General features: G+C 68.0%; 16 protein-coding genes. 10 read left to right on the top strand and 6 right to left on the bottom strand.

Annotated features, from left to right (window positions below):
• Positions 1-446, bottom strand: a 446-nt coding sequence (locus tag ACWD4O_RS47850) for a Rieske 2Fe-2S domain-containing protein (RefSeq protein WP_451289428.1), incomplete at its 3' end; no start/stop codon positions are given.
• Between the two features lie 314 nt (positions 447-760).
• Positions 761-1,732 (bottom strand): amidohydrolase family protein, encoded by a 972-nt coding sequence (locus ACWD4O_RS47845; protein ID WP_451289427.1) that lies wholly within the window; start codon positions 1,730-1,732, stop codon positions 761-763.
• A gap of 276 nt (positions 1,733-2,008) precedes the next feature.
• Here ACWD4O_RS47845 and ACWD4O_RS47840 point away from each other — a divergent pair, with 276 nt between their 5' ends.
• Positions 2,009-2,746 (top strand): TetR/AcrR family transcriptional regulator, encoded by a 738-nt coding sequence (locus ACWD4O_RS47840; RefSeq protein ID WP_451289426.1) that lies wholly within the window; start codon positions 2,009-2,011, stop codon positions 2,744-2,746.
• Positions 2,747-2,760: 14 nt separating this feature from the next.
• On the opposite strand, the gene ACWD4O_RS47835 is transcribed toward ACWD4O_RS47840, so the two are convergent.
• Positions 2,761-4,842, bottom strand: a complete 2,082-nt coding sequence (locus tag ACWD4O_RS47835) for a thiamine pyrophosphate-binding protein (protein ID WP_451289425.1) — start codon at positions 4,840-4,842, stop codon at positions 2,761-2,763.
• Positions 4,843-5,436: 594 nt separating this feature from the next.
• Between ACWD4O_RS47835 and mftG the strand changes: the two genes are divergently transcribed.
• The 6 genes from mftG to ACWD4O_RS47805 all read left to right on the top strand — a co-directional run bounded on the left by mftG (position 5,437) and on the right by ACWD4O_RS47805 (position 11,859).
• Complete coding sequence (mftG, locus tag ACWD4O_RS47830; protein WP_451289424.1) at positions 5,437-7,032, top strand: mycofactocin dehydrogenase MftG; 1,596 nt, start codon at positions 5,437-5,439, stop codon at positions 7,030-7,032.
• A gap of 47 nt (positions 7,033-7,079) precedes the next feature.
• Positions 7,080-8,498: an FAD-binding oxidoreductase gene (locus tag ACWD4O_RS47825; protein WP_451289423.1), complete on the top strand. Its 1,419-nt coding sequence runs from the start codon at positions 7,080-7,082 to the stop codon at positions 8,496-8,498.
• Positions 8,499-8,672: 174 nt separating this feature from the next.
• Positions 8,673-9,899, top strand: coding sequence for an FAD-dependent monooxygenase (locus ACWD4O_RS47820; protein ID WP_451289422.1), 1,227 nt, complete (start codon positions 8,673-8,675; stop codon positions 9,897-9,899).
• 44 nt (positions 9,900-9,943) lie between these two features.
• A complete protein-coding gene (locus ACWD4O_RS47815; RefSeq protein WP_451289421.1) occupies positions 9,944-10,645 on the top strand; it encodes a TetR/AcrR family transcriptional regulator in 702 nt (233 codons plus the stop codon).
• A 69-nt stretch (positions 10,646-10,714) separates the two neighbouring features.
• The gene (locus ACWD4O_RS47810) at positions 10,715-11,119 is read left to right on the top strand and encodes an ethyl tert-butyl ether degradation protein EthD (protein ID WP_451289419.1); all 405 of its coding nucleotides are present in this window, start codon (positions 10,715-10,717) and stop codon (positions 11,117-11,119) included.
• A gap of 59 nt (positions 11,120-11,178) precedes the next feature.
• The gene (locus ACWD4O_RS47805; RefSeq protein ID WP_451289418.1) at positions 11,179-11,859 is read left to right on the top strand and encodes a hypothetical protein; all 681 of its coding nucleotides are present in this window, start codon (positions 11,179-11,181) and stop codon (positions 11,857-11,859) included.
• Positions 11,860-11,968: 109 nt separating this feature from the next.
• Here the strand turns inward: ACWD4O_RS47805 and ACWD4O_RS47800 are convergent, their stop codons facing one another.
• Entirely contained in the window at positions 11,969-13,153 is a 1,185-nt protein-coding gene (locus ACWD4O_RS47800; protein WP_451289417.1) for a cytochrome P450, read from the bottom strand.
• A gap of 281 nt (positions 13,154-13,434) precedes the next feature.
• Between ACWD4O_RS47800 and ACWD4O_RS47795 the strand changes: the two genes are divergently transcribed.
• Genes ACWD4O_RS47795 through ACWD4O_RS47785 form a run of 3 tightly spaced genes read left to right on the top strand, consistent with a single transcriptional unit; the run spans position 13,435 to position 16,023 of the window.
• Positions 13,435-14,355 (top strand): dioxygenase family protein, encoded by a 921-nt coding sequence (locus tag ACWD4O_RS47795; RefSeq protein ID WP_451289416.1) that lies wholly within the window; start codon positions 13,435-13,437, stop codon positions 14,353-14,355.
• 19 nt (positions 14,356-14,374) lie between these two features.
• Positions 14,375-15,157: a 2-oxo-hept-4-ene-1,7-dioate hydratase gene (gene hpaH, locus ACWD4O_RS47790; RefSeq protein WP_451289415.1), complete on the top strand. Its 783-nt coding sequence runs from the start codon at positions 14,375-14,377 to the stop codon at positions 15,155-15,157.
• On the top strand, positions 15,154-16,023 hold the full coding sequence (locus ACWD4O_RS47785) for an aldolase/citrate lyase family protein (RefSeq protein WP_451289414.1): 870 nt from the start codon (positions 15,154-15,156) through the stop codon (positions 16,021-16,023). The genes hpaH and ACWD4O_RS47785 overlap by 4 nt, the downstream gene beginning before the upstream one ends.
• A gap of 102 nt (positions 16,024-16,125) precedes the next feature.
• Here ACWD4O_RS47785 and ACWD4O_RS47780 read toward each other — a convergent pair whose 3' ends face one another.
• Both ACWD4O_RS47780 and ACWD4O_RS47775 read right to left on the bottom strand, forming a co-directional pair.
• Entirely contained in the window at positions 16,126-16,704 is a 579-nt protein-coding gene (locus ACWD4O_RS47780) for a hypothetical protein (protein ID WP_451289413.1), read from the bottom strand.
• A gap of 93 nt (positions 16,705-16,797) precedes the next feature.
• On the bottom strand, positions 16,798-17,814 hold a 1,017-nt coding region (locus ACWD4O_RS47775; protein WP_451289411.1), incomplete at its 5' end, for an aromatic ring-hydroxylating oxygenase subunit alpha.

Here is a 17,814-nt window from a genome sequence, read left to right as displayed (position 1 = left end):
GTGTCGATGGTGCGGTATGCCTTGGCGCGGTGGGGGGCGCCGTTCCATTCGCCGGAGTTCTTGTAGATCCAGCCGTGGTAGGGGCAGCGGAAGTGTGAGGTGTTTCCTTTTTCGGCCCGGCATACCGGTGAGGCGCGGTGGACGCAGTTGTTCAGGAGCAGCTGGATCTCTCCCTGTTCGTCGCGGGCCAGGATGAACTGGTCCTCGCCGACGTAGCGGAGTACGTAGTCGCCGGGGCTGGGGATCTCCGAGACGTGTCCGACGAACACCCAGCACTTGGTGAAGATGCGGTCCAGTTCGGCGCGGTGGATGTCGGGGTCGTTGAGCACCCGTGGCGAGAGCATCCCTTGCGCGAGATCCTTCTGGACCTCGGAGAGGAAGGTGTGCATCGTCCCGTTCAGCGAGCCGTAACCGCCTGTCCCGGCCTGCCGGTCAGCAGCCACCATGGGTTCCTCCTCAAGTTTGCTTTCTCCAAGGCACTGGTCGAAAAGGGCGCCTCTTTCCTGAAGGGCGCCCCGTCGAGATTCCAGGCGACGGCGTCGCCGACGCTAACGCCGCGATCGACCGGCGTGACCCCTCCGAAGGAAGCAACCTGTCCCCGACCTTTGGACGCTGTTCACCGTCAGGGCAGCGTCATTACAGTCGGCTCCCATCGACCTCAGCGCATCGCGGCTGGTGGAGAGGGTCCGTGAGCAAGCTGACGGACCCTCATTCAGGATCGGGACCAGTTGCCCGGTTCACCGCCGGTGCATTCAGAGGATCACTTGCCCAGCCTGAGCAGCTTTTCGGTGTTGATATGGGAGATCTTCTCCTTGTCCGGTCGGCTCAAGGGCAGGCGGTCGAGGAACTCACGAGCCGCGGTGTTGCCGCTGAAGGGGTAGTCGACCGAGAACAGGATTCGGTCGGTGCCCAACGCGTGCAGGGCCGCCGCAAAGGGTGCGTAGTCGAACAGCCCGCTGGTGGTGACGTAGAGGTTGTCGGTGAAGTAGTCGACGACGGGCCTGTCCAGGCCGGCGACCGCGTTGAGTACCGAGTTCGCCCGCCAGATCATCGACGGAAGCGCCTCGCCCATATGCCCGATGATGATCTGCAGGTTCGGGAAGCGGTCGAACACACCGCCCAGGATCAGCCGCAGCACATGCAGTCCGGTGTCGATGTGCCAGCCCCAGGCCGCATTGGCCAGGATCTCGCTGACGACAGGGGCGAAGCCCGCGTAGCTGGCCTGGATCACCGGCTCGGGCGGCCGGTTGGGGTGCAGATAGACCGGCACGCCGAGGCTTTGGGCGGCCTCGAACACCGGCCAGAAGAACTCGTCGTCCAGGTAACGGCCGCCGACATGGCCGTTGACCATCGCGCCGACGAAGCCCAGGTCGTTGACAGCCCGGTCCAGTTCCCGCGCGGCGGCCCGGGGGTCGGGCATGGGCAGGATGGCGAAGCCGGCGAACCGGTCGGGGTGGGCGGCGACGGCCTGGGCCAGGGCGTCGTTGGCCACCACGGACAGCCGTACGGCCGCGTCCGCCGGGAGGCTCTCCGGGCCGGGCACGGTGTGGGAGAGCACCTGGACGTCGATGCCCGCGGCGTCCATGTCCGCGAGGCGTCGCTCACCCAGGTCGAGGAGCGGGCCGATGAAGTGGGGGATCGTCTCCTCGTACAGACGGCTGACCGGATGGTCGGCGGTCGCTTCCCGCAGCGCCTGGGTGAGGAAGTGCTCCTCCAGGGCGATGATCTTCATGCTGACTCCTTGCGTTGGTGATGGCGCGGTCGGTCTCGCCGCGCGTGAAGCAGGGGAGGACCCCGTCGGGGGGACTGCTCGTCGTTGCCCGGCTCGGCTCAGGTTTCACAGCCGGCCCGCGTGCTCTGTCCGAAGGGGCGCCGTGAGCGAGTTGGAGCCCTCCGTCTGGCGGTTGCTCCGCCCCGGCCGCCGACGTGATGACGGGAGAACTTGGTAGGTACAGGTTTTCGCTGCCCTAGAATTCCCTCTGTGGCGACCACCAGTGACACTCGAAGAGTGCCCCCGATACAAGCCGAGAACATGTCCGGCGAAGGCGCCGTCGGTGAGACCAATGTCGATCGTCGCGCAGCGCTCATCGCGGCGGCACTTGAGCTGTTCGCCAGAAAGCCGTACGAGGACGTCTCGGTCGACGAGGTCTGTGGGCGGGCCGGAGTCGCGCACGGCCTGTTGTCGTACCACTTCGGAGGGAAGCGCGGCCTCTTTGCGGCCGCCATTCGGCAGGCATGGGAAGAACTCGTCTCCTATGAGAAGCCACGTGACACGGAGCTGACGGCCGTCGAGCGCGTCCACGGCTTTCTGTTCCGGCACTTCGAGTACGCGTGTCTGCACCCGGAGCGATTCGCGATCATGATGAGGACGGGCCACGCGGACGAGAAGGTCCGGGAGGTTCTCCAGGCAGCCCGACTCGACGCGCTGGCCGAGATCGCCGCGTCACTGGGATGCCCGGAAAGCGCGCCGCCGCAGTTGCAGGCGGCGCTCACCGGCTGGAGCGGCTACGTCGACGCCGTCACGGTGACCTATCTCGACAACCTCGACCGACTCAGCGCCGAAGACGTCACCGACATGTGCGTCCAGGTCCTGGTGGCTTCCGTGCGCAGTGCCTACAAGTTCCCGACGGATGCCGCCGCGGAGCTGGACGCGCTGACCCGTGTCACGGGCGGGTACTCCTCTGTCGAGCGTCAACGTGAGCGGATCGGCGCGGCCCTGCCGACCGGCCTCACGGGCCGGCCCTGATCGGCCGTTGCGCGTCAGCTCGGCCACGAGCCCTCCACGGAACGGTCGCCGTGGCCGAACTTGCGGGTGGTCTTGGGGTCCGGGTCGGGCCACCCGTTGAGCGAGAGGTGCAGGGTGCTCCCTGACGTCATCACCTCGATGAAGTAGGGGCCGTCCGCTTCGATCGCGCGGCGGATCGCCGGCGCGATGTCGTCCGCCTTCTCGACCCGTTCGCCGGGCACTCCCATGCTCCTGGCGATCGTGGTGAAGTCGGTCTCCTCGGGAAGGTCCGTCCAGTGCGTCAGGGGCAGTGCGTTGACGCCGTGCTCACGGCCGCGCCTACCGCCGTACAGGCCGCCGTTGTTGAGCACGATGCACACGACCTTGAGGTTGCGCTCGGCGAGCACCGAGAGATCGCTGCTGTCGTAGTAGAAGCCGCCGTCACCGCCGACGCTGACCACCAGCCGGTCGGGCGCGGCGAGCTTGGCGCCGATCGCCACGGGCAGCGTCGACCCCAGGGAGTCGTAGTGGAAGCCCAGCGGGTTGGCGAACCCGGACGGGTACTTGTCCTCGTTGAAGACCATCCCGGGCACCATGAAGCCCTCGTCGTTGACGAGGATGGTGTCCGGCGGGACCTCCTCCGACAGAGCCTGGCCTACAGCGGCGGGCATGATCGGGTCGGCTCCGACGAAGGAACTCAGCAGTTGGAGGTAGGACTCCTTGGCCTGCGCGATCTTCGCCAGCGTGGCCGGGTCGCCGCCGTCCGAACGCCGGAGGCCGGATGCCTCCAGCCGACCGCTCAGCTGCGCCAGGAACTTTCCGGCGTCGGCGACGACACCGACGGTGGGCTGGAAGATACGTCCCAGCTGCGCCTGCTCGATGTCGACGTGGACGACCTTCTCCGGCTTGGCCAGCGACCATGACGCGGTGGCCGTCTGGGAGAACGAGAACCCGACCGCGATCCACAGGTCGGCCTCTTCGGCCAGTTGGGTGCCGGTGCCGAAGTAGCCCCAGCCGCTCATGTCGCCCGCGTACAGGGGATGGTCGTCGGGCAGCACCCCCCGACCGCCGGGACCGCTGGAGACGACCGGGATCCCGGTGGCCTCGACGAACCGGCGCAGTTCGGCCGTCGCGTCGGCCATGTGGACGCCCGCGCCCGCGAGCAGCACCGGCCTGGAGGCCGACTTGATCAGCTCGATCGTCCGCTGCACGGCTTCCTCGTCCGCCGCGGGCGGCGACGGCAGCGTGAGCGGCTCGGTCCTGATCGTGGTCTTCTGGTACATCGCCTCGTGCGTCAGGTCGAGCACCGCCGGGCCGAACTTGCCGGTGCTCGCCGCGAGCACCGCCTGGCGCACGGCCAGCGGCAGATCCTGGCCGTCGACGATTCGCCTGACGTACTTCGCCAACGGCTTGAACGCCGAGTACAGCTCCGTGCCGTCCTGCAACGCGTCGCGCAGATCCCACACCGCCGAGTTCTCCATCAGCATGTACACCAGGGGTGTGGAGTCGAGTTTGGCCGCGAGCACCACCGGCGCGGCGTGCAGCGAGCCGACACACCACATCAGCGTCGCCGAGGCGGCCCGCCGCTTCACGCGGTTGTAGCCGTACGACATCCACGCCGCCGACAGCTCGGTGCGGGCGTTGACGTTGGGCACGCCCTGTCCGACGACGCTCCGCTGCACGGAAGTGGTCATGCCGCCCGAGTAGCCGAAGACGTACTCCACGCCGCACGCGGTCAGTGTCTCGACCAGCGCCTCCGAGCCCTCCCTGAACGTCACCCGGGCGTCGGAACCGGCGCGCACGCCCTCCATCGACGCGATCATCTTGAACTGTCCGAACTCCGCCTCCGCCCGCCCCTCCAGCACGTCTCCGTCGATCTCCGCACGGAAACGCCACGGAGCCGGCAGATGCCCGAAGGTCATCGTCCACGACAGCCGGCTTCCGTCCACGAATCCTTCGCCGGTGCCCGTCCCGTCAGCGCTCTCGATCTTCACGGACAGCGAGTCACCGTCCCGGGACAACTCCAGCACCGCGTCGTGTGCGGGACTCAGGTCCGGGCGCAGCACGATCTCCCACCTGCCGTCGATCTTGGTCTCGGGCCGGTCAACAATCGTCATCGGAATTCTCCTCACACGTGCCTTGGGATCATTCGCTCTCGAGAAACGGGGTTCTCGGGTCGGCGTCGGCCTTGTCCGTGACCGGACCGCGTGCACGGTCGCTCTCTCGACGTCGCTCTTTCGACGGGAGCGCCGGAATGGATCGGCCGGTGAGCGCACGGCGCCGTTGTGGATCGGTCGGCGACCCGCATACCGCCACTGGTGAACGGGGGAGTTCGCGCCATCGCGCCCGGTAGACCGCGCGCCTGTTTCCGCGCCCGGTCGGAGGCACGGCTCCGCCGAAGGGGACTGACTGCCAGTCAGTGCGCCACAGCATGCTCCCGGCGACCAGCAGCGTCAAGAGGTGTGCGCGCCCAGGCGCGAGCCTGTGAGCGGGCTGTTAACCGTGGCGAAATCTCTTGGAACGCGGCGATTGACGCACAGCCTGACGGGTGTAAGTATTTTGGCTTGACTGCCAGTCAGTCGCCGACGACGGAGCCCGGGAGTCTTCCCGCGAGCCGCTGGCGACCGCACAGGGACGACTGAGCCGCATTTCAGCGCGTCCCGCATGTCTGAACCCGAGAACGGAGCGGACTTGTGGCTGGAAAATTTGACGTGATCATCGTGGGTTCCGGGTCCACCGGCGGAGCCCTCGCAGCCAGACTCAGCGAGAATCCCGACCTCACCGTGCTGCTGCTGGAAGGCGGCCCGGTCTACTCGACCGCCGACGAGATGCCCCAGGAGCTGCTGGCCCCGGCCATCGTGGCCGCCGGAGCACCCGGGCACCCGAACAACTGGGCCTACATGGGAGAGGTCCGGCCCGGCCTGCGCATCCCCTATCCGCGTGGCAAGGGGCTGGGAGGCTCCAGCTCGATCAACGGGTGCTACTACATCCGGGGCCTCAAGGACGACTTCGACACCTGGGTCAAGCTCGGCAACGACGAGTGGGCCTTCGACACGGTCCAGAAGTACTACAAGCGCATGGAGCGTGACCTCGACTTCGACGGGGACGCCCATGGCTCCGACGGGCCGATCCCGGTCATGCGCGAACCCCTGGACCGGGCCCCGGAGTTCACGTCGGCGTTCGACGACGGCTGTCACGCCCTGGGCTTCGGGTCCGACCCGGACAAGAACGACCCTCGGCCCGAGGGCGGTGTGGGACCCGTCCCACTGAACATCTTCGAGGGCCGCCGGATCGGCACCGCCCTCGCCTACCTGCTGCCCGCGACGGGCCGGCCGAACCTCACCATCGTGGGCAACGCGGTCGCGCGGCGCGTGCTGACCGAGAAGTCGCGCGCGGTGGGCATCGAGGCCATCGTCGACGGCCGCCCTCAGGTCTTCCACGGGGACGAGATCGTCATCTCGGCCGGAGCGCTGCGCTCGCCGCACCTGCTGATGGTCTCGGGCATCGGCCCGGCGAACCACCTGCGCGAACACGGCGTCGACATCGTGCACGACCTGCCCGGCGTCGGCCGGCACATGACGGACCATCCCATGGTGAGCGCCGCGTGGGACTCGCGCCTCGATCTGGTCAAGCAGCCCGAGCGCGGTGCGATGACCTCCGTGCTCCACTGGACCGACGAGGGCTCGGACCTGGAGATCCTGCCGTTCGTCACGAAGAACAGCGACATGTTGGGCATGACGGACGTCTTCGCGCGCCCCGTCCAAGCCGCCAAGGCGATGCGCGGCACCTCGGCGAAGGCCGTCACACGGCAGGCGCGCGCGCTGCGACACGCGATGCTGGGGATCGTCGTCGAGAAGCAGGAGAGCCGTGGCGCGGTCACGCTCGTCTCGGGCGACCCCGACCAGCTGCCCGACCTGCGATGGAACCTGTTGAGCGAGCCGCAGGACCACGTTCGCTTCCGTGCGGCGATCCGTATGGCGTTCGAGATCTTCAACTCCGCCGGGCTGCGCGGGATCGGCGCCTCGATCGTCGGGCTGGACGCCAAGACGGTGGGCGACGACAAGAAGCTCGACCAATGGGCGTTCGACCGCGTCGGTGGTGGCCACCCTTCGGGCACCTGCCGGATGGGACCGGCGTCCGACGACCAGGCCGTCGTGGACCAGCATCTGCGCGTGCACGGAATCGACGGGCTGAGGGTCGCAGACACCTCGATCTTCCCGACGATCACGTCCCGCGGTCCGAACGCGACCGCGATGATGGTCGGCGAATACCTCGCGGACATCATGAAGCACGAAGCGGCGCACTGAACCCGGGCCCATCAGGACACAAGAGAACACAGCCGAGAGGAGTTCACATGAGCTCGATCGAGAAAGTCCCCGGGGGAGCCGCTTTTCTGTCCGTGTTCAAGGGCGACGTCATCACGGCCACGTCACCCTCGTACGACACGGCGCGCAGCCTGTGGAACGGGGACATAGACCGCAGGCCGCTGGCGGTCGTCAAGGCCACCGACGACGACGATGTCGCCGCCGCCGTCCGGCTGGCCCGAGAGGCCGAACTGCCGCTGGCCATTCGCGGCGGCGGCCACAGCTACCCCGGCCACTCGATGTGCGACGACGGGATAACACTGGATCTGTCGAGGATGGGGAACGTCGTCGCGGACCCCACGACGCGGCGCGTGCGCGCGCAAGGAGGTGCTCTCCTCGGCAGCGTCGACACCGCGACCCTCCAGCACGGGCTGGTCATGCCGGCCGGAATCGTGTCCCACACCGGACTGGCCGGCCTGGCTCTCGGCGGCGGGATCGGTTACCTCACGCGGTCGTTCGGCATGACCTGCGACTCCTTCGTCCGCCTGCGCCTGGTCACGGCCGAGGGCGAGATCATCCACGCGAGCGAGGAGGAGAATCCCGACCTCTTCTGGGCCCTCCGCGGCGGCGGCGGCAACTTCGGGGTCGTCACCGAGTTCGAATGCAGTACGCAGCCCCTAGGTCCGGTCCAGGGCGGCCCGTTGGTCTACCTGATGTCGGACGCCGTCGACGTGCTGTACAGGTTCGGGCAGCTCATGAAGCAGGCGCCCCGCACGATGAGCATCACCTGCGCGCTGGGCCTCGACCCCAACGCGTTCCCGTTCCTCGCCGAGCAGGTCGCCGGCCAGCGCCTCATGATCGCCAACGTCGTCTACCGCGGGGAGCAGGACGACGAGATCCTGCGCGAGGTCCGCAGTGTGGGCAAGCCGCTGTTCGACGCGGTCGCGACCACCGACTTCCGCGCTGTCCAGACGGCCTTCGATGAGATCGCCGGCTACGGCGCGGGCTGGTACATGAAGTCCGGACTGACACGCGAGCTGTCCCAGCCCCTCGTCGAGGGTGTGGTCGAACACGCCGTGGAGTACCACGACAAGATCTCGTCCGGCGCCGTCCAGCGCGAGGTCTTCGCGGTGCAGTCGCTCGGCGGCGCGGTCCAGGACCTGGACGACGACGCCACCGCGTACAGCGGACGGGCCGCCGAGTGGCACATCGGCGTCGAGGTCGGCTTCACCACTGCCGAGGACCGCGAGCGCATCGTGCCCTGGACCCGCGACACATGGGCGAAGACCAAGTCGCTGCTCGACCTGAGCACGTCCTACGTGAACCTGAACTTCGAGCCGGGCGAGAACGCGCTGGCCGACGTGTTCGGAGCCGGCAAGTACGAGCGACTCCGCAGGATCAAGACGGAGTACGACCCCACCAACCTGTTCAGCCACAACTTCAACATCAAGCCGCTGCCCACAGGCTGACGCTCGGTTCCACCGGAGTCGGGACGGTCCGACAACTCCATCGACCCACAGGACGGCCGAGGCTCCTCGCGCGCCTGGCGTGACCCTGCCCTCCTGTATGAACCAACCCGTGAGCTGACCAAATGACGAATTTGGTCAGCTCACACAGGCTGCCAGCTCAGGAGGTATGAAGGCATGGAGGTACAGAGCGGCAAGGAACGCCGGGCCCTCGTGGTCGGGCTCGGTATCAGCGGAATCGCAACTGCCTTGCGGCTGCGGCAGATCGGATGGACGCCGGTCGTCGTCGAGCGGGCCCCCGCCCGGCGCACCGGCGGGTACTTCATCGCACTGTTCGGTGGTGGCCGGCACCCGGCACAGCGCCTGGGCATCCTCGACAAACTGAGCAACCGCACCCCACCGGGGACCGTCCAGTACGAGTTCGACCGCGCCGGGAACCGTCGGCGTGGTGCCCTCAGCTACGCCGACCTGCCCGGCACTCCCTGGATGACGGTGCGCGGCGATGTCGAGGAGGCCGCCTTCATGGCGCTGCCCGACGATGTCGAGATCCGCTACTCGACGGTGCCGACCCGTATCGATCAGGATGCCCATGGCGTGGACGTCACGCTGACCGACACCACGGACGACACCTCGGTCACGCAGCGGTTCGATCTGGTGGTCGGTGCGGACGGGCTGCGCTCCACCGTGCGGTCCCTCGTGTTCGGACCACACGAGAAGTACCTGCACCGGATGAACTACATGGCGGTCGCCTACAAGCTTCCCGGCCCGCTCGGCGAACTCCATCCGGACGACGGCGCCACCCTGTTCGAGCCCAACCGGTCGCTGTGGGTCTTCCCCTTCAACGGTGGTCTGCAGACGGTGCTGCTCAACTACCACACCGACGACGTGGACGCCGAGTTCAGCGAGACGCCGGCCCAGCGCGTACGCGCGGCGTTCGGTCCCGAGCCCACCGGCCGTCTGCTGGGCGAGGTGCTCGACGCGCTCGACACCACCGACGACCTGCTGTTCGACTCGGTCGAGCAGGCCCGGATGGACACCTGGCACCGCGGCCGGGTCGTACTCGTCGGCGACTCCGCCTGGTGCGTCAGCCTCTACGCCGGCATGGGCGTCTCGATGGGGATCACCGGGGCCGACCTCCTCGGCACGATGCTGGACCGCAACCCCACAGATGTGCGCCATGCCCTGTCCGCATGGGAACAGACCCTGCGCCCCCATGTGGACGTGTTCCAGCAGAACGGCCTCGACCAGCGCGTGTTCTTCGTGCCCGCCAACAACAAGGAGCTGGCGATACGCAAGGCCCTGAACGTGGGAATGCGCGCTCCAGGGGTCTCACGCCTGCTCAAACGGATGGTGACCGGCAACAAGGCCGGCCTGCTCAAGGACCGTGACCTCGCACTGACATGAGGTCGACGACCGCGGGTCCACGCACCACAGGCAAGGAGGCAGCGATGACGGTACTGGCCGAACACGACTCCGCCACGGCGGGCCGGATTCTCGCCGCGACCAGGAACCTGGTCCTCAAGCGTGGCGTCAAAGGGCTGACCGTTGCCGAGATCGCGGAGAAGGCACATGTCGGCAAGGGCACGGTGTACCTGTACTGGGGGACCAAGCACGACCTTCTGTTCGGGCTGTTCGCCAGGGACTTCCTGACGTTCCTGGAGGGTGAGATCCAAACACTGGGCGCAGATCCGACCACCTGCCGTCCGCATCGGCTCTTCCCGCAGATCGCCCGCAACGCCGTGAGCTACCCGTTCGTACGCGCGATGCAGACCGGCGACGACGACATGTTGGGCGTTCTCGCCCAGCATCCGCGCAGTGTGGAACTGCTCGACCTGCTGGGCCCCACAGCGCTGATGTACACGGTCCTGCCGGTGTGGCGTGAGCACCGGCTGGTACGGAGCGACTGGCCCCTCGATGAACAGGCCTATGCCCTGCAAGCACTCATGACCGGCTTCCTCGGCGCCGTCACCGGGCCGCAGGCCCCGAGCGCCGTCACCGTCGACGACCCCGACCGGGTCATGGCCGCCACGGTGACGGCCCTGCTCGGCCCCGAGGAAGCCGGCCCGGACGAGACCCGCGCAGCCGCCGAGGAAGGCCTGCGTCTGCTGCGCGAGCGGCGGGATGCCGTGCTCGCCCTGATCGCCACCTGACCCGAGAGAACACACAGTCCAGAACCGGAGCGTTTCCGGTTCGAGTTGAGAGACGACGGAGGCAACAACATGACCGAGACGACTGGGGCAACCCCCGTGAAGGACACCGTCATCGACCGCTACATCAGCATCTACGACCGTACGGCGTACGAGCCCGAGGCCCTGAAGGAGCTTGAGGTGATCTTCGCGCCGGACGCCGTCGTCGAGCTCGCCGACGGAATGGAACCGGCGACCGGTCTGCCCGCGATCATGGCGGTGTACGAGCACCTGGCCAAGGGCATGGCCGACAGCAAGCACTTCTGGACCGTCACGGAGCTCGACGACGGCAGGCTGGAGTGCCACTGGATCCAGGCCGCCCGCGGGACCGACGGCCGCCTCATCGGCCAGAGCGGCATCGAGCAGGCCACCGTCAATGCCGACGGTCAGATCACCCACCTGGTCAACCGCTTCGTGCCCGTCGTCGGCTGGGTCTGAGAAGAGTTCCGGCTTCTTCGACCCGGAGCGGGCGAGCGCGAACTTCGGTTGCCGGTGACATGGATGGTCGTGCTTCCGCCACCGGTCTGCCCGAGTTCGCGCTCGCCCGCGCCCGTGTGCCCTATCGGTGGGGCAACTCCCCACACCCGGTGCCCCGTACGGCGGTCAGCGGGACGCCGACGCAGGCTCGGCGGTGCGAGGATGGCGACGGCTTCGAGGTGCTCGTGCTTGCCCCGGTTGTGCCGCTGGCCGCGCATTCGGCCGTGTCGACCGTCGATCCGCGCAAGGTGATCGCGACTGTTCGAGGCAGTGAGGTGGCCGCAGATCCGACGAACGCACTGGCGCTGGAGGCATCGCGCCGGCGCTCCCTGGCCCTGGCCGCCGATCCGCGTTCGAACGTGCCGGTCCGTCTGGCAGCCACTCAGCGAGTGGCTCGCGCCCAGAGCTTCAATGGTCCGAGGAACCTCGCTCACTTCCAGTTGTTCGGTCTGGTGACTGCCGGCCGGGACGGCGGCAACCGGCTTTCCGAGCACTGGCACTTGGCCGAACACCTAAGGTTCGCCGCCCAGGTCATGGCCGGCATCGGGGCACAGGACGCACAAATCAGACTGACCATTCTGGAAGACGCGGCTGGTCCGACCCTCGAGCGGATGCGCCACGACCTCGCCGGGCTGCCAGGAGTAGAGGTATGCGAGGACTCCGACCGGGCTACCGGACGCGGCTACTACACCGGCATCTGACGTCGCTGCCGGGGCCTGACGAGTCCTCATCGCAGCAGACAGGTCGAGCAGTCCACAGGTTTTGACCGGCGAACGCGTCTCCTCGGCAGTCGCCCCTCCGGGCCGTCTTTCAGGACCAGTGCAGACGAATCGGCACGGACTGCAGATGCCTTACGTTGAGGCCGGGCTGGTAGTCGAGCTGCTCCGGTGGAATCGCCAACTCGAAGCGTGGCACCGTGGCCAGCAGCACCTCTAGAGCCGTGCGTGCCTCGACACGGGCGAGGGCGTGACCCAGGCACGTGTGCTCTCCCCGGCCGAACGCGAGGTGCGCGTGGGGCGAGACACGGTCCAGGTCGATCTCGTCGGGCCGTTCGGCCAGCTTCGCGTCACGGTTGCCGGCTCCGAAACTCACCAGGAGGCGAGCGCCGGCCGGAATCGGGGTGCCGCCGAGCTCGGTGTCACGGGTCGCGGTCCGGTACAGCCCCTGAACCGGCGATTCCAGGCGCAGCAACTCCTCAAGGAACGTGGCCAGCCGCGACGGGTCCTGCCGCAACTGGTCGGCCAGCGGCGGATCCTCGGCCAGCAGCCTGGCGCCGCTGCTGATGGCATCGGCGGTCGTCACATTGCCGGCGAACAGCAGCTCGAGGACGAACCGGGTGGCGTCCTCCGCGTCGAGCCCGGATGCCGCGATCGTATGGAGGATGGTGGTCTCCTCCTCGACACCTGCCGCCGCCTCCAGTGCCGGCGCCAGAAGCGCGCCGAACTCCTCGCAGGCCCGTATGAAGCCTTGCAGGTCGGGTGAGTAGGTGAGGAAGGCGAGCACCTTCTCCGAGAGCCGCCGCATCTCGGCGGTGTCCGCTTCCGGCACGCCCAGCACCGTGGCGATGACAGCGATGGGCAGCTTGACGGCGAAGTCGGCCACGAAGTCGACCTCGTCGCGTCCGCGCAGGCCCTCGATCAGCTCCGTGGACATCGCCCGGATCTGCGGCTCGAACGGAGCGATCCGGCGAGACGTGAACGCCCTGGCCGCCAAGCGACGGCGCCCGCTGTGTTCCGGCGGATCACTGGTGATCAGATAGAACCCCGTCCTCGTCGGCCCGTTCCCCGGCTCGATCGGCGGGAGCCCGAGCGCGTCGAGAGAGGAGAACGTCTCGACATCACGCAGCACCGCGTCGATGTCGTCGGCCCGAGTGACCATGAAGGCGTTGGCCTCCTCGACGAAGGCCACACCTCGCTCTCGCAGTCGGTCATAGAGCGGGTAAGGGCAGTACGAGGCCTCGGGCCCGACGTGGGCCGTACTGTCATGGCTGGACATGGCTTCCTCCCTGTCCGTGCGGCGGCTCGCCGACATTCCGAGCCGGGGAACGCACACCCGAGGCCCGTGGAAAGTCCTGACCGGCCATGCTGCATGGACTCGGCTTGGGAGAACACAGCGGTGACCGTTGAACGAACAACGCCTGCGGAGCTTCATCGAGGTCGCGGCGCTCGTTGTTCACTGGATGAACAGTGGCGTTGTGCGGGCCGGAGGGCCTTCGGATACTCGCGTGGCAGCGCTTGCCGCGAGCCGGCAGCCGACCGTCACCAGGGGACACCGACGTGATCATCCAAGACGAAGACCAGCTCACCGCAGCGGTACTTGCCGAGACGGAGCGGGCCGGCGACCCGCGCGTCAAGGAGATCGTCCAGGCGCTGGTGCGCCACCTGCACGATTTCGCACGCGAAGTACGGCTTACCGAAAAGGAGTTCGCCGCCTCCCTCGACATCGTGACCAGGCTGGGGCGGCTCACCACGCCCAGCCACAACGAGGTCAGACTGATGGCGGGCTCACTGGGACTGTCGACGCTGGTCTCCCTGATGAACAACGGCACCGAGGACAGTCTGACCTCGGCGAACCTGCTCGGCCCGTTCTGGCGCCAGGGCAGTCCGAGGATGGACAACGGCGAGTCGATCGTCCGCTCGCCCACCGAGGGACCGCCGCTGTTCTTCACCGGCCGGATCGTCGACACCGAGGGGAACGCGGTCGCCGGCGCGGAAGTCGACGTCTGGCACGCGTCACCGGCCGGCCTCTACGAGAACCAGGATCCCGAGCAGGCCGAGTGGAATCTCCGCGGGAAGTTCTTCAGCGACGCGGAAGGTGTCTTCGCCTTCCGCAGTATCAAGCCTTCCGGTTACCCGATACCGACGGACGGGCCCGTGGGCGATCTCCTGACCGCGCTGAAACGCCATCCCTTCCGGCCGGCCCATCTCCACGCGCTGATCCACAAGCCGGGTTACAAGACCATCGCCTCCCAGCTCTACAGCCATGACGACCCCATTCTGGAGACCGACGCGCAGTTCGGCGTCGTACAGCGTCTCATCGGTACGTATGTGCGCCACGAGAACGAGCCGGCGCCGGACCCGGACGTGAACGAGCCCTGGTACAGCCTCGAGTTCACCTTCGTCGTCGAGCCGGGTGAGGCATGGCTGCCGACCCCGCCCGTGTCGGCCCAAGCGCGGCACAAGCCGGACAGCGCGTGACGCGACCGAGAGGAACTCAGTGATCACCGAAGCAGAACGTCGTGCGGCCGCGGCTGCCCTCATACAGGCCGACCGCGACCGGCGACCGATCACCCAGCTCAGCCACACCTATCCCGATCTCGAGATCGTCGACGCCTATGCCATCCAGCAACTCTGGGCGGCGGAGCGTGTGGCGGCCGGGGCACGGCTCGTCGGGCACAAGATCGGACTGACGTCCCGCGCCATGCAGATGGCTTCGAAGATGACGGAGCCCGACTACGGATTCCTCACCGACGACATGGTCGTGGGCGACGGCGCCACTCTCGACGCGGACCGCTACACGAAGCCCAGACTGGAGGTCGAGCTCGCGTTCGTGCTCGGCGCGGACCTGCACGGGCCGAACCTGCGCGTCCACGACGTCCTGCGGGCGACGGAGTACGTCGTCCCCGCGCTCGAAGTCATCGACTACCGCACCGAGGTGCCGCGTTCGATCACCGACACCATCGCGGACAACGCCGCCGCCGCGGCCATGGTCGTCGGCGGTCGCGTCGTACGCCCGATGGACATCGACATCCGGTGGGTGGCCGCGACGCTGTCGAAGAACGGGGTGATCGAGGAGTCCGGCGTCTCGGCCGCCGTCATGGGACACCCGGCGGCAGGCATCGCCTGGCTCGGGAACAAGCTCGCCGCGGTCGGCCGGCACCTCGAAGCCGGTCAGCTGCTGCTGTCGGGCTCGTTCACCCGACCCGTCTCGGTCGAACCGAACACCGTCATCCACGCCGACTACGGCCCCTTGGGCTCGATCGGGGTGGCGTTCCGGTGACCACACCACCCCCGCCGAACGGCGCGCCGCAGCCCGCGCCGGGCCAGTGGCAGCTGCCGCCGAACGCGTTCAAGGCGGCGCTTTCCCGGGGCGAGCAGCTGATCGGCATGTGGTGCTCGCTGGCCGACCCCTACCCGGCCGAGATCATCGCCGGCGCCGGCTTCGACTGGCTGCTCCTCGACACCGAACACTCGCACGCCGATGTCGCGACCGTGCTCTCACAACTCCAGGCGGTCGCCCCATACCCCTGCTCGCCAGTGGTGCGTCCCCCGGCCAACGATCCCGTCGTGATCAAGCGGCTTCTCGACGTAGGCGCGCAGTCGCTGCTGATACCGCAGGTCGAGTCGGCCGAGGAAGCGCGCGCCGCGGTCGCCGCCACCCGCTACGCCCCCCTGGGCGTCCGCGGTGTGGCGGCATTGACCAGGGCCACCCGGTTCGGTCGGGTCAAGGACTACGCCGAGCTGGCACACACCGAACTGTGCGTCCTCGTGCAGGTCGAATCGCGGCACGCCCTCGGGCAGATCGAGGCGATCGCGTCCGTCGACGGCGTGGACGGGATCTTCATCGGGCCCAGCGACCTGGCCGCCAGCCTCGGTCACCCCGGAGACCCGAACGCGCCGAGCGTCATCGCGGCGGTGGAGGAGGCGATCGGACGCGTGCGCGCGGCCGACAAACCGGCCGGCGTGCTGACGACCAACCCCACGTTCGCGCGACGGTGCATCGACCTCGGGACCACGTTCACCGCGGTCGGTGTGGACGTGGGCCTGCTGGCGCGCGGCGCCGACGCCCTCGCACGGACCTTCACGCGGCAGATCCCGGAGACTGCCGCTCCACCCGCCGCGAACCAGTCCCCCGAGGGCCGCTGACACCGGAGCAGTAGCGCCACCCGTACGGCTGACTCGTGGTCCCCTTCGCCCTCGCCGACACCGCCCGCGTATGGTGGCTCCGCCCTCGTGGCCGGCGAGCGGTCAGGCCGCCCTTTCCAAGGTGCCCTGGCCGTCGAGGTAGAAGTCCTCTCCGACCATCAGACCGTCGCGGAACGGTATGACGACGGCCGTCCTCGACCTGTGCACGAAGACGTCGTCGGCCGTTCCCCCGTCCGGCAGGGGCACGCCCGCCTCGGCCAGCGCCGCGCCAGTCAGCCGAAGTCGTGTGTAGCCGTCCCAGGCGATGGCGTCGTCGCTGATGAAGAAGTGCTCGACCTCGACTTCGAGGCTGTCCATCGCCAGCATGCCGTTGGCCATGTTCTGGAGGTAGTTGGCGCGCACCGTGTCCCTGTCGGCGACCCGCCCGCCCTGCTGCGCGATCGCGACGGGGTCGCCGTAGCAGTGGTAGACGCAGTCGTCCACCAGTGTCGCCATGGTCCGGTCGATGTCGTGGTCGCGTACCTCGGCGACCGAGTGCTCGATGAGCAGGTCGATCATCGCGGCATGTTTCGGATTCTCCGTCTCCGCCTTCCGGGCTTCCAGGAAGTCGATGAACCTCGCCATGTCGGGCAGGCGAGCCCCCGTGCTGGTTGATTCCTCTCGCTGTTCAACGGTCGCCATGAACTCCTCCTCAAGATCGGTGTTGTGATACCGCGTCGTTCGTCACGTCCGCGATGAGCCGCCGACGCCGACCGACGCGGCGGTACCGCATCCTCAACTCGACGCCAGTGCCTCGCTCCAGCGCTGCCACCAGCGCCGCTGGTTCCGCTCGCCGAAGGCCGAGGTGCTGGCCTCGCCGGGCCCCATCCAGTCGGGCCTGGGCTCGTAGTCGCTCATTCCGTCCAGGCCCATCTGGAAGTTGAGCTTCATGTCCTGGCGTGCGAACGCCGAGCGGCCCACCATGGGGCCGCCGCGCCAGACGACGGTGTCGTCCTGCTCGAACACCCCCGAGGGCCCGAAGCTGAAAACGGCGGCGTCGTACGAGGCCTGGTTGAACTCGGGCGGGGCCGAGTTCCACACCATGGGCCAGTTCCACAGCTCGAACTGCTCGGGCCCGCGCGGCTGCCACTGCCGCAGGGAGGTGTTGACCGCCGGAAACCCGCCCACCTCCGTCGAACCAGGGGCCTGGAAGAGCGACAGGTTCGGGAAGATCGTGAAGCCGACCACCCCGTACCCGCTCTCCAGGAAGGCGCGCTGGTCGTCGTCGAGCCGGTCCAGATCGAAGGTCGAGGTCACCTCGGGCGGATAGTTCCCCACCCCGAACGGCTCAGGGAGGGCTTTCGGGATGGCGATGAGCCCGTGTCCGCCCTCGAGAGCGATATGGAAGGTCTCGGTCACCGACTTCGAGTTGTCGGGGATGAGACCGATGTCCCCGAGCGAGCTGTGTGCGGACTGGACGTGGTAGGCGTCGCCGACGAAGTTCTCGGCGCCTGACTTCCAGTTGGCGGGGACGATCCAGCGGTGGGGATCGCCGGCCGCTCGCATGCCCTGTTCGTTGAGGCCGAACACGACGTCCAAATACCAGCACATGTCGCCGAGGTACTCGCGCAGGGGGACCGCGTCCGGGTCCAGGCAGGCGAAGATGAGGCCTTGGTAGCTGTCCACGTGGGGTGCCTTGCGCAGGCCCCAGCGGGCGGTGTCGATGGTGCGGTATGCCTTGGCGCGGTGGGGGGCGCCGTTCCATTCGCCGGAGTTCTTGTAGATCCAGCCGTGGTAGGGGCAGCGGAAGTG

It is taken from the genome of Streptomyces sp. NPDC002623, assembly GCF_053592635.1.
The sequence above is the reverse complement of the archived record's forward strand: the minus strand, read 5'-3'. Positions and strand labels throughout refer to the sequence as shown.

Excerpts from the sequence above, each read along its gene's own strand:
- ACWD4O_RS47845 (WP_451289427.1), bottom strand. The coding sequence starts at position 1,732 with ATGAAGATCATCGCCCTGGAGGAGCACTTCCTCACCCAGGCGCTGCGG.
- ACWD4O_RS47835 (WP_451289425.1), bottom strand. The coding sequence starts at position 4,842 with ATGACGATTGTTGACCGGCCCGAGACCAAGATCGACGGCAGGTGGGAG.
- ACWD4O_RS47825 (WP_451289423.1), top strand. The coding sequence starts at position 7,080 with ATGAGCTCGATCGAGAAAGTCCCCGGGGGAGCCGCTTTTCTGTCCGTG.
- ACWD4O_RS47820 (WP_451289422.1), top strand. The coding sequence starts at position 8,673 with ATGGAGGTACAGAGCGGCAAGGAACGCCGGGCCCTCGTGGTCGGGCTC.
- ACWD4O_RS47815 (WP_451289421.1), top strand. The coding sequence starts at position 9,944 with ATGACGGTACTGGCCGAACACGACTCCGCCACGGCGGGCCGGATTCTC.
- ACWD4O_RS47810 (WP_451289419.1), top strand. The coding sequence starts at position 10,715 with ATGACCGAGACGACTGGGGCAACCCCCGTGAAGGACACCGTCATCGAC.
- ACWD4O_RS47805 (WP_451289418.1), top strand. The coding sequence starts at position 11,179 with ATGGATGGTCGTGCTTCCGCCACCGGTCTGCCCGAGTTCGCGCTCGCC.
- ACWD4O_RS47800 (WP_451289417.1), bottom strand. The coding sequence starts at position 13,153 with ATGTCCAGCCATGACAGTACGGCCCACGTCGGGCCCGAGGCCTCGTAC.
- ACWD4O_RS47780 (WP_451289413.1), bottom strand. The coding sequence starts at position 16,704 with ATGGCGACCGTTGAACAGCGAGAGGAATCAACCAGCACGGGGGCTCGC.